This is a genomic window from Bacillus sp. mrc49 (genome assembly GCF_002803435.1).
The window spans coordinates 316,606-332,037 of the sequence record NZ_PHNG01000709.1; the positions used below are offsets into that span (position 1 = coordinate 316,606).

The following is a 15,432-nucleotide window of genomic DNA, read 5'->3' on the forward strand; positions in this document are numbered from 1 at the left end:
TGACATTTATGTGCGTTGGCGTAGCCCTTCATTTCCGTTGGATGTGATAACACGTTGATACCAGTAAAAGCTGTCTTTTTTGATTCGGCTTAAATCTTTTAAATCAAATTCTTCTCGATTTACGTAAATGAATCCGTATCGCTTGGCGTAGCCTTGGTGCGTGCTGACAACGTCCATTGCAGCCCAAGGGCAGTAACCGAACACTTCAACGCCGTCAGAAAGGGCCCATTGAATTTGTTCAAGATGCGCTTGAATAAATTCAATTCGGTAATCGTCGTGAACAGCGCCATCTTCTGTGAGTTCATCGGGTGCGCCGATCCCATTTTCGGTAATGATGATCGGCAGCTGGTACCGTTCGTATACTTTTCTCAGAGTGAGACGTAAGCCAACCGGATCAATTACCCATCCGTATTTTGTTTTATCGACGTATGGATTTTCCTCTGGTCGATAAACGCCGGGTTCGCCTAGCATAATTTGCTGGTCACCAGCTCGAGGGCTTACGTCACTTGCTTCTCCAGTACTCTCTGCAATCGTTGCGGTTGAATAATAATTGATAGCAATAAAATCGGGTTGCCCTTGTTGAATCGCAAGCAAGTCGCCTTCTTCAATAGTAGGCGTCCAGACATGCTCCTCTAGGTAACTCCATAATAATCGATTGTACCTTCCGTGTACAGCAAGGTCGAGAAAACTCCAGCCGCGGAGCGTTTCCCAGTTATGAGCTGCAATCGCGTCCGCTGGTTTGCTGGTTGCTTGGTACATGGATGTCATGTTTAGTGCTGGTCCAATTTTTGCATGTGGACATAGTTCATGGCAGAGTGACATCGCTTTTCCTTGTGCAACTAGCATATGGTGGTTTTGCTGATAGAGCTCTTTTTTTGATGGCAACGATCCGCCTTTTGGAATGCCGACAGCACCAGGGTGTAATATGAGCGTGTTTTGTTCGTTTATCGTGAGCCAGTGCGTGACTTTGCCTCCAAAGCGTTCAAATAAAACACGGGCATAGTTCGCGAAAGCATTGATCGTCTCGCGGCTGTTCCATCCTCCTTTCTCTTCAAGTGCGTACGGGAGGTCAAAATGGTATAGCGTGACGATGGGCTCGATTCCGTAATGAAGCAATTCGTCAATAACACGCTCGTAGTGAACGAGTCCTTTTTCATTAACGGTTCCGGTGCCGTCTGGTAAAATGCGCGTCCAAGCGATGGAAAAACGGTACGCTTTTAGGCCGAGCTCATGGAATAGTTTGATGTCTTCTTTGTAGTGATGATAGTGGTCGCTCGCTACGGTGAAACCAGCGGTGCTTTTTGGATGGTCCATCATGTCAATGACTGATTTTCCTTTGCCGTCTTCATTCCAAGCACCTTCGACTTGATAAGCAGATGTGGAAGCCCCCCAAAGAAAATTGTCTGGGAATGGCTTCAGATTTGTGTAATGCATGAGTTATGCCTCCATTTTCGTAAGGTTCATCAGTGGGTCTCCTGAAGAAATGTGATTTTGATTGATTATATCCAATGAATTAAATTCTTCATGGTTAGTGATGATTATAGGTGTGACAGTTTCATATCCTTTTGCCTGAATGGCTTCACGATCGAACCTGACAAGTATATCACCCTGTTCTACCCGGTCTCCTTGTTTTACATGTGTCTCAAAGTGTTCCCCTTTTAAGCTGACAGTGTCAATCCCTACGTGGATCAATAATTCAATGCCATCGTCACTTCGAAGACCAACGGCGTGCTTGGATTCCATCATTGTCAGGATTTCACCCGCAAACGGTGCTTTCACTTCATTTTGATCCGGTAAAATCGCAACCCCTTTTCCAATCAGTTCATTTGAAAAGACATGATCGTTTATGGTGTTTAGCGGAATGACTTTTCCGGATAGCGGGCTAGCGATCATTTTTGCATGTGTTTGTGTAGTTTCTTCCACTGGATCATCAAAGCCTAAAATCCATGTTGTAATAAATGCGACAATAAATGCAATGGCCATGGTAACGAGGGCGTGTACAATATTCATTGGATTCTCCCCGATAAAAGCTGGGATAGCCGCAAGTCCTGGCGAAACAAATGCGTAGCGGACAAGACCAGAAAGACCTGCATAAATCCCCCCACATGCCCCACCAATCATCGCCGCAATTAATGGTTTCTTTAATTTAAGCGTAACTCCGTAAAGCGAAGGCTCTGTAATACCAATTAAGGCCGTGAAACCAGCCGAACCAGCTAATTGTTTTAGCTCTTTGTTTTTTGTTTTCATTGCAACCGCAAGGGTGGCTGCACCTTGTGCGATGTTGGAAGCAAGCATTCCTGGTCCATTTATCATTTCTTCTCCATTATTGGATAGCTGTGTTGTAGCAATAGGGGTCATGGCCCAAGCAGTACCAGTGATAAGTAGGAACGGCTGTAGTCCACCCATCAGCATTGGAATTAACCAGTTTGCACGGTTGTTAATCGTTTCAGCACCAAGGGCAACGAGATCATTTAAATACGTGCCGATTGGTCCGATCACGACTAACGCCAGAGGAGCGGTAATAATTAGGATTAACATTGGTTTTAAAAAGAACTTAACGATTGATGGTGAAACACGTTCAGCAAAGCGTTCAATATATGACATAATCCAAACGGTAATAATTATCGGTAAAACAGAACCTGCATAATCTGTCAAGCGCACTGGAACGCCCATAAAGAAAAGGGCTTCTTTAGAAGCTAAAACCGATGACCAGTTTGGGTGTAGTAACACGCCTGCAATGGTCATGGATAACACCGGATTGGTTCCGAACTTAATCGATGCTCCGTAAGCAAGTAGTACAGGCATAAAGAAGAAAGCTGCATCCGCGACAGTGTTTAAGATAAAGAAGGTTTGGCTTTCATTGGTCAATGCGCCCGTTAACACAAGCACCGCCAATACCGCTTTAATCATCCCGGCACCAATAATGGCAGGTATAAATGGTGCGAATGTGGTAGAGATGACGCTTATTAAACGAGAGATGACACTCTTTTTTTCTTTTCTGACGGTATTTGCATTTCCACTCGGTTGCTCGCCCATTTCGTTTTTAATGGCACGGAAGGCTTGTTGGACTTCATTTCCTACGATGACTTGGAACTGACCGCCTTTATTGACAACAGAGATGACGCCCGGTAACTTCTCGATTTTAGCGGATTCTACTTTAGAAAAGTCATGGAATTCAAATCGAAGTCTGGTTGCACAATGGGTTATCACTGATACATTTTCTTTTCCACCTACAAGTTTTAAAGTGTCTTTGCCTAGCTGTTTATAATCCATATCTTCATCCCCTTTACTTAGTACTGATAAAAATAACCATAAAAAAGACCAAAATAAGATGCACCTATCCCGTTAAGAAATAGAGCAAATTATTTTGGTCTTGCCTGCTTTACCAGTAACACGCCAATTTAATTTGTTGATTATAATGAAACGCTTACAAATAAATTATCATAACTATTTGTGCATTACAATAGTTTTTTGATAACCTTCATTCTTGTTCAATTAAACTTTCCTTATCACCATAAAGAAAGCGCCTTAAAGACAGCTCGATTTTCAGCTAAACCAGCTAATAAGATGTCAATATCTTACTCTAAGATTTTATGATATACAATTTTTGGCCATGCCAAAAACCCTCCGCAACCCTTTAGGAAGGATTTTCCTTTGTTTCACAAAAAACAACAATCTTTACGAAGAGAGCCTTCGAAAATGACAATCCTTCACATGAACCAGCGAAACACAGGGCTTTTGAGATCCATCGTGAAAAGGCCATAATCAATGACGACCATTTCATGTTCTTCGGTAAAAGCGACATTTGCGATTCGCAAATCTATTGGAATCATGCCATACTTCAGAAATATAATTTCAAGCTTGATAAGCTTCATATAGTCGAGGACTGCATGCCGTACACTTGTGTCCATCTTCTTCATGATGACCCAGCCAGAATCATATTCACTAACCGGACAAATATACTTTCTAACTTCCTCCCTGCAATTATTATAGATGTGTGCTTCATTTGCGTTGGCCACCATACCTACCTCGGACAAGGCAACTTTTAATATATAGCCATTATCCAGATCGTAAACGATTCGATTATACCCATGCCCGATCATTTCATATTGAAGGTTCAGCGTTTTTGTAGCGGAAGTCATTCTTTGTGCTGTCGTTTCAAAAAAATGGAGCTTCCCCATTTTTGCTATCCATGAGTCAATGGCTTGTATCTCTTCACGTCGCAACATGGATCCTTTATTCATTTTATTTAGCAACAATTTTACACGTCTCCTTTTAAGTATATGCGCCTGACGATTGTTATTTAGAAAGGCCCAAGATCACCAAACTAAGCCTTCCATACAGTATCCCTTTTGTAACATGATATGGATTTACATATAAATGGCTTGTACAATCAGCAAAAAATCCCAGTGGAGACCCTGAGCTGTTGCTTCTTGTGGTTGATTGATGATATAAAAATAGACAGGCGGCAAAAAGTTTGCCACCTGTCCGGCTTGACCTATCCTCTTACCTTAATTTCGCGACATTAAGAACGCTTCCAATTCCACGCTCGTTGGATAAGAAGACTGAGTTCCCCGTTTCGTGACACTTAATCCGGCAAAGGCTGCAGCCTTATTTATCGCCTGGAGTACATCCCCATTTTTCACTAAAAAGTGGGCAAAGCAGCCTATGAAGGCATCCCCCGCTCCGGTTGTATCTACCGCTGTCACTTTGTACGCCGCAACCTTTATATTATTTTCCTTCGTTATCCACATGACGCCCCGGTTTCCCATCGTTACGATTACATTTTCAACGCCCTTATTTATCAGAATGGACGCCGCTTCCTTAATTTGTTCATCTGTGGCAACAGGCATGTTCGTTAAAATCTCCAGTTCGCTTTCATTCGGGATAAAAAAGTCACTTTTGCACACATAATCAAAATCAAGTTCTTTTGACGCAGGAGCCGGATTTACTATGACCGGAATGTTATGTTCGCGACCAAAATCAATCGCACGGTAAACGGTTGGAAGCGGAATTTCAAGCTGAAGGATAATCAAGGAAGCTGTCTTAAGCTTCTCGGCGGCACAGTCGACATCCGCCGGCAGCAAGTGCTGGTTTGCTCCCTTAATGATCAGGATGCGGTTTTTTGATTCTTGATCGACAAAAATCGGTGCCACACCGCTTGATGTGCCGGTCACTTTACTGGTGAATTCCGTATCAATCCCATGGCTTTCAAGATTTTCGATTGTGTTATCCGCAAAAAGATCATCGCCGACCTTCGTTACCATCATCACCTTTGAGCCCATTTTGGCGGCTGCAATCGCTTGGTTGGCACCTTTCCCGCCGCAGCCGATTTTAAAATCCGGTGCCTCAAGCGTTTCTCCTTCTTTTGGCATGTCCACGATGTAAGAGATCAAATCCACCATATTCGATCCAATCACTGCTATGTCCATTTTTTGTTCCTCCTTATTTCTTTCCGGTCACTATCGTGAACGTCCTCTCTTCCCCTGCTCCAAGCATCATCAACGTTCCTGCTTTTTCTGCAGCACTGAAGCCCTCTGGACGGCATGTGGCTGGCAGGACGAAAGAAGCGACATGCTGATTGACGTTATGCAATAACCACCTTGTGGCGCAGTTCAATTCCGCTGTCGAAAAATGGGTAAAAAACGTGATCCCGTCAGGTGAAACCATCTCGAACTCTGCTACTTCCTGATAAAGATTCAGCTCGTCAGCAAAGAACACGATTTCGGGATCATACATTTCAGGATTATTTAATGCTTTAAGCAATGCCTTGCCATTTAATAGCTTCTTATTGTAACCCCGCCATTTATCGGTCGGTTTCACATGATCTGGAATCGTCTCCCTTAGCTTGAAAGCGCTGTTCGGGATATTCTGCTTCATTTCGGCATTTTCCAAGTAAGCATAGTTTGTATGGCACATATACTGTAGCGGCATCACTTCGCCCGATAGATTTTTCACAGCCATGGTCATTTGAATCGACCCTTTCGCTTTGAACATTTCAACGCTCGGAGAAGCTAGGTAATGGTAGCCGAAACCTTTTATATATTCGGTCCGGCCGCAGATTTTCACTGACGAATCGGTTATTTCCAGCCAGGCACTGTCCATCTCCGCACAGGGCATTTCTCCATGCATTTCATGGTCATCATCAGGTCCCGGACAGCCATTGCTGATAAGCCCTGAATGGAAAGCAAAGCAACCATATGTATCTATGACGCTATCAGCCTTTTTGGGCTGAGCGAACATACTCTTCATTTTAAGATCTACACCGTCAAATTCCAAATCCCAAATCATCTGGCCCATGTATGGTAGAATTACCATCCTGCCTCTTGAATTGGTAATCTCAATCGCTTCAATACCTGATGGATAGCGGAATAAGTTAACAGTGAATTCTTCGTTGGTAAAAAATAGTGTGCGGCTTTCTTTAAAATAATTCCGCTGCAGTGCGATTATTCCCTTCATTCCTTCCACCCCTTCACTTTATCTTCGCACAGGGAAGCGGTGTTTGAACTTTTCCCTGTGCCGAAGATTCGTTTCTGAACTCACAATGAAGATGCTGGCTTTTCTGCAGCCTGAATTGTGACTTTTTGCGTTTTCATTTCACCTAAGAAATAGAAGCCAACGTAGATGAAGCATGCCATGGATACAAGGAAAGCCAGTTGCATCGAACCAAAGAAATCAGATGCAAACCCTTGCAGTGCAGGAATGAAGGCTCCCCCGACAATGGCCATGACGAGGATCGCTCCTGCCGTTTCGGTATATTTCTTATCTTGGATGACTTCAAGCGTTTCCGCATAAATCGTCGCCCAGCATGGCCCGAACAGCATGCTGACCGCAACGGCTGCGTACACCGCCGTCATATTCGGTACGAATGCCACATAGGCAAGAAGCGCTGAACCAATGATGGAATAACTGACCAATACTTTTGCTGGCGAAAAACGGGTCATCAAGAAATTCGCAATGAACTTGCCTGCAAAGAAAGCACTGAAACTATATACCATAAAGGTTGATGCGGTACGCTCATTGATGTCGGGATTTAGATCGAGCGCAAGGCGAATCGTAAAGGACCAAACCGTCACCTGCATCCCCACGTATAAAAATTGCGCGGCCACTCCTTTACGGAATCGTTTGTTTCCACCCAGGTATTTAAGCGTTCTCATGATCCCTGGTGATTTCCCAGAAGCATTGCCGCTCTTCCCTTCCGGCTTACATGATGGGAACTTGGTCAAAATGAACAAAATCAAGATACCGATCAGGACGAAAATCATATATCTATACGGTTCCAGCGTATTTTCTAGCATTTTCAGCCCAAAGGCCTGAGCCTCTGCCGGCGACATCGTCGCCATCCTTGCCTCGAGGCTTGCCCCTTCCTGGAATACAAGGTATTTCCCTAATAAGATTCCAGAAATCGCACCAATAGGATAAAAGGTTTGGCTGATATTCAAGCGAAGGATCGCATACTTTCGCGGCCCAATCATCGAACTATATGTATTTGCAGCCGTCTCAAGAAATCCTAGGCCGATCGCGATGGAGAAGATCGCGAATAAAAACATCGTATACGTAGCCATATGCGATGCTGGGTAAAATAACGAGCATCCTATAATATAAAAAAGCAAACCGGTAATTATGGCAAATTTATAATTCGTTTTCTTAATCACCATTGAAGCTGGTATCGCAATCAGGAAATACCCCCCATAAAATGCGCTCTGCACTAAAGCACTCGCAAAATCTGTCAACTCAAATACATGCTTGAACTGTGCGATCAGGATATCGTTCAAACTGGCGGCAACCGCCCATAACGGGAAAAGCAAAGACAACAGGATAAACTGAAAAATAGGCGTACGATTCAAATAACCATCTGACAGCTGAATTAAGTTCTGTTTTTTCATTTTTTAACATCTCCTTGTGTCCATTAGTTTAGAAAAACCCCTTACACGCTATATCGGTATTCACCCTCGACTGCTTCGCCGTCCAAGATCGCCACCCCGGAGCTTGCCCCTATTCGAGTGGCACCAGCCCGAGCCATCGCTTTCAAATCCTTCAAGTCACGAATATTCCACCGGATGCCTATATACCAGCCTTATCACCTGCAACCTTGCGCATGAATGCGACATCCTCCACCGCTGCTCCTCCTGTCGAAAATCCAGTCGATGTTTTCACTAAATATGCACCGGCACGAAGGGAAAGTTCGCAGGCATTTTTTCTTCCTCTGCAAGCTAAGAAGTTTCGATGATCACTTTCACAAGCGCCTTGGTGCCAGCTGCCTCAACAACTGCCACGATATCAGCCTCCGCCTCATCATATTCACCAGATTTCCATAATCCAATCGCTAAAACCATAGCACTTCTTCGGCGCCATTTTGAATGGCATTCTCTGTTTCCAACGCTTTTATAGCAGTCGTCGAGGCACTGAGCGGAAAGCTGATAACCGTACAAACCTTCACATCACTTCCTTTAAGTTCTTCTGCCGCCGGATTCACACATTTAGAGGCAACCTCCTATTCTCTTGCTTCATCACAAAGAGTCAGATCTGTTTTTTTTGTTGCTTCCGCCTTTCATAAGGTATGGTCGATCATTTTTGCCTTGTTCATTTTATACTCTTGTCTTCCCCATTTAAAATAAAGCGCTTTCAATTCATGAAAGGAGATGGGCGACTGGATGATTTGATTGTCCAGTGCCCTTTTCATACAATTAAAACGTCGGGTTCACCAATCGGCAAGACTGCCTGATTTTAAGCTCAGGAGACAATAAATACTCCCGTTTTGGAAGATTCCCCTTTAAACTAATCCGTTCATGCAACAGTAAAAAGGCAATTTCTCCTATGGAATTCATTGGCCTTGCTACGACACTAAGCTTAGGGTTCAAAAATGTTGCAATATCCACATCATCAAAGCCTATGAACGATACCTCACTGCCAAGCCTCCAGTTTATATCCTCCAGCGCCTTCATACAGCCGATCGTCATCATATTGTTGGAAGAAAAAATGGCAGTCGGCCTCTCATCAAGTTCAAAAAGCCTCTCTGTACACTGATAGCCGCTTTGCTCCCCGAAATCACCTTGAATGACATATCGTTCATCCAATTCGATTTTGTAATCTGCCAAGGCTTGTTGATAGCCCATGTACCGCTCCAGTCCAGGGGTCGTATTCAAGGGTCCGCATATGATCGCAATCTTTTCATGCCCCTGTAAAATCAATCGCTGTACTGCCTGATAGGCCCCCTTCTTGTTATCTACAAGAACTGTATCCACTTCCAATTTTTTAATGCTTCGGTCAACCGCTACGACAGGGATTCCTTGTTCTTCAAGAAGCTTTAGGTGATCGCCGTTTTCATTTGCTGTTGTGATGATCACTCCATCCACGCCACGCTCAATGAAATTTTTCACGATTTCTTCTTCAATCTTGGGCGATTCATTCGTGCTGCTTAAAATGGTGAAGTACTCCTTTTCACGTGCTTTTTGTTCGATTCCTGCCATTACTAGCGGAAAGAACGGATTCCTGATATCAGGTACAATGACGCCAATCGTTTTCGTTTCTTTTAGCTTCATGGTCCTTGCTGCTGCACTGCGGATATAGCCCAGTTCCTCGATTGCCTTAAGGATCCGTTCCTCCGTTACTTTACGGACTCCTCCTTGGTTATTGATGACCCGGGATACCGTGGCAATAGAGACGTTTGCTAGACTTGCAACATCCTGAATATTTGGTTTAGATTCCATTTTGTTGACACCTCAAAATGTAAACGTTTAGATTTTTCAAGACAATCACCAGATATATCAAGATACGATTCTCTTATAAGAGTTTATAAAAATGTAAACGTTTAGATTATTCTTAAAAATAGATTAACAGGTTTATTTTGCAATGGCAAGCGTTTTTATATGCGGTTACATGCATAGCTCACATTTTTCATGTTTTGCACAGGATGGATGGTATATTATAGTATGGGACATCAATGATTTAAGACAAGGAGTGATGAAATATCAGAAAAAGATGGATGCTATCAGCACTGGCTGGATTATTGCTCGTTTCATTAGGTGTATGGGCCTTCAATAATTCCAGCAGCGAGAATGAACCGCAAAAACGTGAAAGCAGAAAAACTGAGAAGTCCAAGATCCCTGTAGTAGAGGAATTTGGCGGACCTCACCTTGAAAAAGTCGGGGATAAGGTCCATCAAAAAAATTGGGGAACACTCACCTTACTTGAGACCAAGCCAGTTAATAAGTCGTTTGAATTAGCTCACATGGTGATCACGATCAAGGATATTCGCAGGGTTCAATTATCCTCGCTTACTGACGAAGCAGAGACAGAGCTGGAGTCTTATACCGGTTTGAGTTTTGAAGAGGCCTACTCGATCTATTATAAAGACAATTTAAGCATGGAGGAAATCGACCAAAAAGCCGCTTGGTCCAAAGCGGATATTGACGAACAGGTTTCTTATCTGGAAATTACTTATTCCGTGGAAAATAAAGATTTGAAGGAGCTCCAGTTCTTCAGCATGGAAAATGTCACCTTCAATGGTAACCTTACATATGATGTGCCCACTAAAAATTTCATCCACTCCGGTGATACGTTCATCGGGACAAAAAAAGTCAGCCGCTCGGATTACCAACCAGGCGAAAAGAGGGAAGGCACAATTGGCTTATTGATCGATCCAGAGGAAAACATTGGGGAGCTCGCGTCCTTTTCATTCACGACAGACGATATATTAGATGGTGAATCACATGAATTATTGATGAAGGGCACTACGTTTGAAGTTCGCTTAAGAGGAAAATAGTTTAGTAGTTAAGATAAAACCGCCAGACAAGGGAATGTTCTCTTATTTGGCGGTTGTTTGATTTTCGTGTCGGCTGCCATACAGCAACTCATATTTCACCTGCTGTATGGCGCTGCATTTCTTCTTCCAATAAGATACGGCGCAATATTTTCCCTACCGCTGATTTTGGGAGCTGTTTCCTGAACTCAAATTCCCGCGGCACCTTATAACGGGCCATGCGTTGACGGCAGAACTCCCGGATTTCCGCTTCCGAGACGGTTCGTCCTTCCTTGATGATTACAGCCGCTTTAACCGTTTCCCCGCGATATGTATCCGGCACGCCATATACACACGTTTCTTTCACGGCAGGATGCTGGTAAATAATGTCCTCCACTTCTGTTGGATAGATATTATAGCCGCTTGCAATGATCATATCCTTCTTCCGGCCCACTATATAAAAATACCCTTCTTCGTCCATCGTCGCGATATCGCCGGTGTAGAGCCAGCCATCCCGCAAAGCTGTTGCCGTATCCCCTGGATTTTTCCAATAACCCTTCATGACCTGTGGCCCTTTAATGATCAATTCACCTGCTTCGCCTGGTGTCATACCTTTTGTCCCCGTTTTCAAATCTACGATTCTTGCGTCGGTATTAGGGTATGGTATCCCAATGCTCCCGGGCTTCTTTTGTCCATTAACAGGGTTTCTGTGAGTGGTGGGTGAGGTTTCGGACATGCCGAATCCCTCCGATATCGAGATACTGAAAGCTGTTTGGAATTGATGGATGATTTCTATCGGGAGCGGGGCTGAACCGCAGCTGCAGTATTTAAAGCAGCTTAAATCGTCTGCCGTTAAATCCCGGTGATTGAGTAAGGCGATATACATCGTCGGAACACCTGGAAATATGGTTGGCCGATGTTTTCGGATCAGCTCGACCACTTTATCGATTTCAAATTTTTCCAATGTTATATATGTCGCGCCTGCATAAACGGCACTATTCAATCGTCCATTGCCAAACACATGGAATAACGGCGTCAATCCAAGCATCCGTTCGCCAGGACTTTGGAGTTTGAGAGGTTCCGCCGTAAAGGAAAAGTCTTGAAGGACGTTGGAAATCAAATTAAAGTGGGTGAGGATGACTCCCTTGGATTTCCCGGTCGTTCCCCCGGTATATTGCAGCAAGGCCACCGCTTCCTTTTGATCTAGGGCAATCTCAGGTAGTTCCTTGTCCAGTGTCGTTGGAACTGGTCCACCCTTCCGTACTGTGTCGGCAGGAATGAACGTCACCAACTCAGAACAACTTGTCGCCCTCAACTTCTCCTGTTGTTCCTCACGTCCAATGAACCATTTTGCCTCGGAATCACTCAATATCTCATCTAATTCATTGGGCTGATACAAGGGATTTACTTGAACGACCACACCTCCCAAACGATGGATCGCATAGTAAGCAATGATATATTCCAGACAATTTGGCAGCATGATGGCTATCCGGTCATTCATTTGAAAACCCCTATCGAATAAATCCATAGCAAACCAACCTGTTGCATCCTTCAATTCCAAATAAGTCAGCTCATTTTCGCCGGCGATGACGGCTTTGGTTGAGGGGTAAAGGTTGGCAGAGCGCTCCAATAGTCCGTATAGGGACAATAAGGGAATCTCAATTTCAGGAGGGGTTTCTTCTGGATAAAATCTTTGCCAAGTTTTCATCAATCTCTCCCACTTCCTTGTCGTTAAAATGCTCGTAACTTTAAGTTTTGCTTACCGCTCGTTCATCCTCGCATCATTTATCTCGAATGATTTTGAATATTCCCGTTCCCTTTGCAATGATATTACCGTTTACATCTTTTATCTCTCCTTCAGTAAAGGCAATTTTATGCCCTTTTTGCAGGACTTTCGCTTCTGCAAACAATTCACCGCTCGATATGCTCGCCAAATAATGTACGGTCAAACTTGTCGTCACCACTTTTGATCTGGTCACGGAACGGGTCACCATTCCAAGGATGGTATCCAGCATGGTAGCGTGAATCCCTCCGTGCAATGTCCCATTAACATTCAGTAAATGCTCTTCAATGTTTAACTTGATCATAACATTTCCTTCCTCAAAGCGAGTGATTTCAAACCCGATATGTGAAAAGAACGCACTGCTTTCGAATTGGTTGCGAATATCCTCCACTTCAACAGACACACTATTCCCCCTTCCTTTTCCAATTACTCGAATACTATCTTAATAGGATCAGAACCACGTCAGATCTCCACTCCTTATATGGTTTCAACCATGATCGCCATTCCCTGTCCCCCGCCGACACAAAGTGTAGAGATTCCGTATCTCTCTTTCCTGCGAATCAATTCGTGAATGAGTGTTGTAACGATCCGCGCACCCGTTGATCCAACTGGATGCCCGAGCGCAATCGCCCCGCCGTTTACATTCACTTTGCTTTCATCAAGCGCCAGCTCCCTGATGACCGCCAATGCTTGGGAAGCGAATGCTTCATTCAATTCAAAAAGGCCGATTTCTTCAATCTTTTTACCGGTACGCTCCAAAAGCTTTCCGACGGCTGGTACAGGACCAATCCCCATCACTTCAGGAGAAACGCCAGCTGCCGCCCAATCTACAATTTTCGCGATTGGCTTCAGATGCAACCGTTTTGCCTCACTGGCTTTCATTAATACCAATGCCGAAGCCCCGTCATTACGGCCGCAGGCATTTCCTGCCGTCACGGTTCCATTTTCCTTGAATGCCGGTCTTAAAGCTGCAAGCCTTTCCATTGTGGTATCCGGACGAGGATATTCATCCACTTCTATCGTAACCGTCCCCTTTTTCTCACTTACCTGGACAGGAACGATCTCTTCCTTGAATTTCCCTGTTTCGATCGCCTGTGCCGCTCTTCGTTGGCTTTCAATCGAAAAGGCATCTTGCTCTTCCCTGGAAATGTTGTATCGCTGTGCGACATTTTCAGCCGTTATTCCCATTCCTAAACTGCTTCCATACATCTCCTGAGGCTGTTGCCCTGCTTCGGTATTCGAGTCTACAAGTTCGGTCCGATCCCCGCCAAATCGGGCACTTCTTAAATAAAGTGGAGCACGACTCATGCTTTCCGTACCGCCGGCAACGACGATATTGGCTTGTCCCGAGCTTAGTTGCTGGGCGGCTGAAGCGATAGCCTGCATGCCTGATGCGCATAAACGGTTTACCGTAAAAGCTGGTGCAGATTCAGGAATCCCAGAACGCAGAGCTGCCACTCTAGCGACATTCGAGGATTCGGTCGTTTGCCTTACCTCCCCGAAAATGACTTCATCCACTTGTTCAGCTGCTATATTGGCCCGTTTAATGGCCTCGTTGATAACGATGCTCGCCAAATGCCCCGAACTAATATTCTTTAATGCCCCTCCATAGCGGCCGATTGGTGTTCGAACAGCACTCACGATGACAATTTCTTCGCTCACTTCACATCTCCCCCTCAAAGTTCATACTATTTTTTCCTTCACGCCATTTCATGCATCCACATACCGCTCATCAATGCTTAAGCGGTCAACACTCTCCCAACACATTCCTTGCAATGATCAAACGCTGAATTTCATTCGTTCCTTCATATATTTTCGTAATGCGGGCATCACGGTAAAAACGTTCAACTGGATATTCCGCCATATAGCCCATCCCGCCATGAATTTGGACCGCTTTATCCGCCACCCGGTTGAACACGTCAGAAGCGAATAGCTTTGCCATCGATGCTTCCTTGATCACCTTCTTCCCTTCATCGATTTTTTGTGCCGCCATAATCGTCAAGGCCCTTGCTGCTTCCGTTTCCGTCGCCATATCAGCCAGCATCCATTGAATCGCCTGGTTGTCGGCAATCGGTTTGCCGAATTGAATGCGCTCCTTTGCATACTTAGCCGATAATTCTATCAACTTCCCGCATGAACCCACTGCCCTTGCCGCCAAGCCGACACGACCCTCGCCCAAAATGGTCAGTGCTGAAATATATCCCATTCCAACCTCACCGATAACATTTTCTTCAGGTATGATACAATCCTCAAATATGACTTGTGAGGTATACGATCCTCTCAGCCCCATTTTTTTGTCCTTTTTGCCGACAGTCAATCCAGGAAAATCTCTTTCTACTAAAAAAGCAGTAATCCCGCCTTTGGCCCCTTTACTCTTATCCGTTAAGGCGAATACGGTAAAAACGTCGGCTATTGGCCCGTTGGTGATGAAATGCTTCGTGCCGTTCATCACCCAGCAATCGCCCTTCTTTTCTGCACTGGTAGCCAAATTGGTGGCATCCGAACCTGCTCCGGGCTCAGATAATGCAAAGGCTGCTATCTTTGTGCCTGCTGCCATATCAGGCAAGTATTTCGCTTTCAAATGTTCGGATGCAAGCTTGACCAGCCCCGTACTGCCTATCCCGGTATGAGCGCTGATCAATGAAACAAAGCCATTATGCGTCCTGCCTAACTGCTCCAAAACGGTAGCCTTGCCCACTGTATTCAAGCCAATTCCGCCGTATTGTTCGGGAATGCTGATTCCGAATAAACCAAGGTTTTTTGCTTGTTCCACTAAATGCTCGGGAATGGCATCTTCTTCTTCAATCTGTATCGCGAATGGCTCCACTTCCCTTTCGACGAAATGACCGATCATGTCCTTCATCTGCTGCATTTCCTTGGTTAACGTGATTGTCATGATTATTTCCTC

Annotated in this window: 12 protein-coding genes and 1 pseudogene; 1 reads left to right on the forward strand and 12 read right to left on the reverse strand. The window is 44.6% G+C overall.

The features are described 5' to 3' along the window. Positions 1-6: 6 nt before the first annotated feature. From CVN76_RS18620 to CVN76_RS18655, 8 genes and pseudogenes are all read right to left on the reverse strand, one after another. The gene (locus CVN76_RS18620; RefSeq protein ID WP_100532514.1) at positions 7-1,434 is read right to left on the reverse strand and encodes a glycoside hydrolase family 1 protein; all 1,428 of its coding nucleotides are present in this window, start codon (positions 1,432-1,434) and stop codon (positions 7-9) included. A gap of 3 nt (positions 1,435-1,437) precedes the next feature. Next, a complete protein-coding gene (locus tag CVN76_RS18625) occupies positions 1,438-3,273 on the reverse strand; it encodes a beta-glucoside-specific PTS transporter subunit IIABC (RefSeq protein ID WP_100532515.1) in 1,836 nt (611 codons plus the stop codon). Between the two features lie 437 nt (positions 3,274-3,710). Beyond that, on the reverse strand, positions 3,711-4,259 hold the full coding sequence (locus CVN76_RS18630) for a hypothetical protein (protein ID WP_100532516.1): 549 nt from the start codon (positions 4,257-4,259) through the stop codon (positions 3,711-3,713). Between the two features lie 252 nt (positions 4,260-4,511). Then, positions 4,512-5,432, reverse strand: a complete 921-nt coding sequence (rbsK, locus tag CVN76_RS18635; protein ID WP_100532517.1) for a ribokinase — start codon at positions 5,430-5,432, stop codon at positions 4,512-4,514. A gap of 13 nt (positions 5,433-5,445) precedes the next feature. Next, entirely contained in the window at positions 5,446-6,459 is a 1,014-nt protein-coding gene (locus tag CVN76_RS18640) for an aldose 1-epimerase family protein (protein WP_100532518.1), read from the reverse strand. 80 nt (positions 6,460-6,539) lie between these two features. Continuing rightward, positions 6,540-7,886: an L-fucose:H+ symporter permease gene (fucP, locus tag CVN76_RS18645; protein ID WP_100532519.1), complete on the reverse strand. Its 1,347-nt coding sequence runs from the start codon at positions 7,884-7,886 to the stop codon at positions 6,540-6,542. A 41-nt stretch (positions 7,887-7,927) separates the two neighbouring features. After that, a pseudogene (deoC, locus tag CVN76_RS18650) lies at positions 7,928-8,524 on the reverse strand (deoxyribose-phosphate aldolase). Positions 8,525-8,687: 163 nt separating this feature from the next. Further along, complete coding sequence (locus CVN76_RS18655; protein WP_100532520.1) at positions 8,688-9,710, reverse strand: LacI family DNA-binding transcriptional regulator; 1,023 nt, start codon at positions 9,708-9,710, stop codon at positions 8,688-8,690. Positions 9,711-9,985: 275 nt separating this feature from the next. Here CVN76_RS18655 and CVN76_RS18660 point away from each other — a divergent pair, with 275 nt between their 5' ends. After that, complete coding sequence (locus CVN76_RS18660) at positions 9,986-10,765, forward strand: hypothetical protein (protein ID WP_100532521.1); 780 nt, start codon at positions 9,986-9,988, stop codon at positions 10,763-10,765. 88 nt (positions 10,766-10,853) lie between these two features. On the opposite strand, the gene CVN76_RS18665 is transcribed toward CVN76_RS18660, so the two are convergent. From CVN76_RS18665 to CVN76_RS18680, 4 genes are all read right to left on the reverse strand, one after another. Continuing rightward, positions 10,854-12,449, reverse strand: coding sequence for a long-chain-fatty-acid--CoA ligase (locus tag CVN76_RS18665; protein ID WP_100532522.1), 1,596 nt, complete (start codon positions 12,447-12,449; stop codon positions 10,854-10,856). A 73-nt stretch (positions 12,450-12,522) separates the two neighbouring features. Continuing rightward, positions 12,523-12,927: a PaaI family thioesterase gene (locus CVN76_RS18670; RefSeq protein ID WP_100532523.1), complete on the reverse strand. Its 405-nt coding sequence runs from the start codon at positions 12,925-12,927 to the stop codon at positions 12,523-12,525. A 74-nt stretch (positions 12,928-13,001) separates the two neighbouring features. Continuing rightward, on the reverse strand, positions 13,002-14,186 hold the full coding sequence (locus CVN76_RS18675) for a thiolase family protein (RefSeq protein ID WP_100532524.1): 1,185 nt from the start codon (positions 14,184-14,186) through the stop codon (positions 13,002-13,004). Between the two features lie 85 nt (positions 14,187-14,271). Continuing rightward, positions 14,272-15,420 carry an acyl-CoA dehydrogenase family protein gene (locus CVN76_RS18680; protein ID WP_100532525.1) on the reverse strand — a complete coding sequence of 383 codons (1,149 nt, stop codon included), beginning with the start codon at positions 15,418-15,420 and terminating at the stop codon, positions 14,272-14,274. Between the last annotated feature and the right edge of the window lie 12 nt (positions 15,421-15,432).

Coding starts and splice junctions, on each gene's coding strand:
- CVN76_RS18620 (WP_100532514.1), bottom strand. CDS start 1,434: ATGCATTACACAAATCTGAAGCCATTCCCAGACAATTTTCTTTGGGGG.
- CVN76_RS18625 (WP_100532515.1), bottom strand. CDS start 3,273: ATGGATTATAAACAGCTAGGCAAAGACACTTTAAAACTTGTAGGTGGA.
- rbsK (WP_100532517.1), bottom strand. CDS start 5,432: ATGGACATAGCAGTGATTGGATCGAATATGGTGGATTTGATCTCTTAC.
- CVN76_RS18640 (WP_100532518.1), bottom strand. CDS start 6,459: ATGAAGGGAATAATCGCACTGCAGCGGAATTATTTTAAAGAAAGCCGC.
- fucP (WP_100532519.1), bottom strand. CDS start 7,886: ATGAAAAAACAGAACTTAATTCAGCTGTCAGATGGTTATTTGAATCGT.
- CVN76_RS18655 (WP_100532520.1), bottom strand. CDS start 9,710: ATGGAATCTAAACCAAATATTCAGGATGTTGCAAGTCTAGCAAACGTC.
- CVN76_RS18660 (WP_100532521.1), top strand. CDS start 9,986: ATGCTATCAGCACTGGCTGGATTATTGCTCGTTTCATTAGGTGTATGG.
- CVN76_RS18665 (WP_100532522.1), bottom strand. CDS start 12,449: ATGAAAACTTGGCAAAGATTTTATCCAGAAGAAACCCCTCCTGAAATT.
- CVN76_RS18680 (WP_100532525.1), bottom strand. CDS start 15,420: ATGACAATCACGTTAACCAAGGAAATGCAGCAGATGAAGGACATGATC.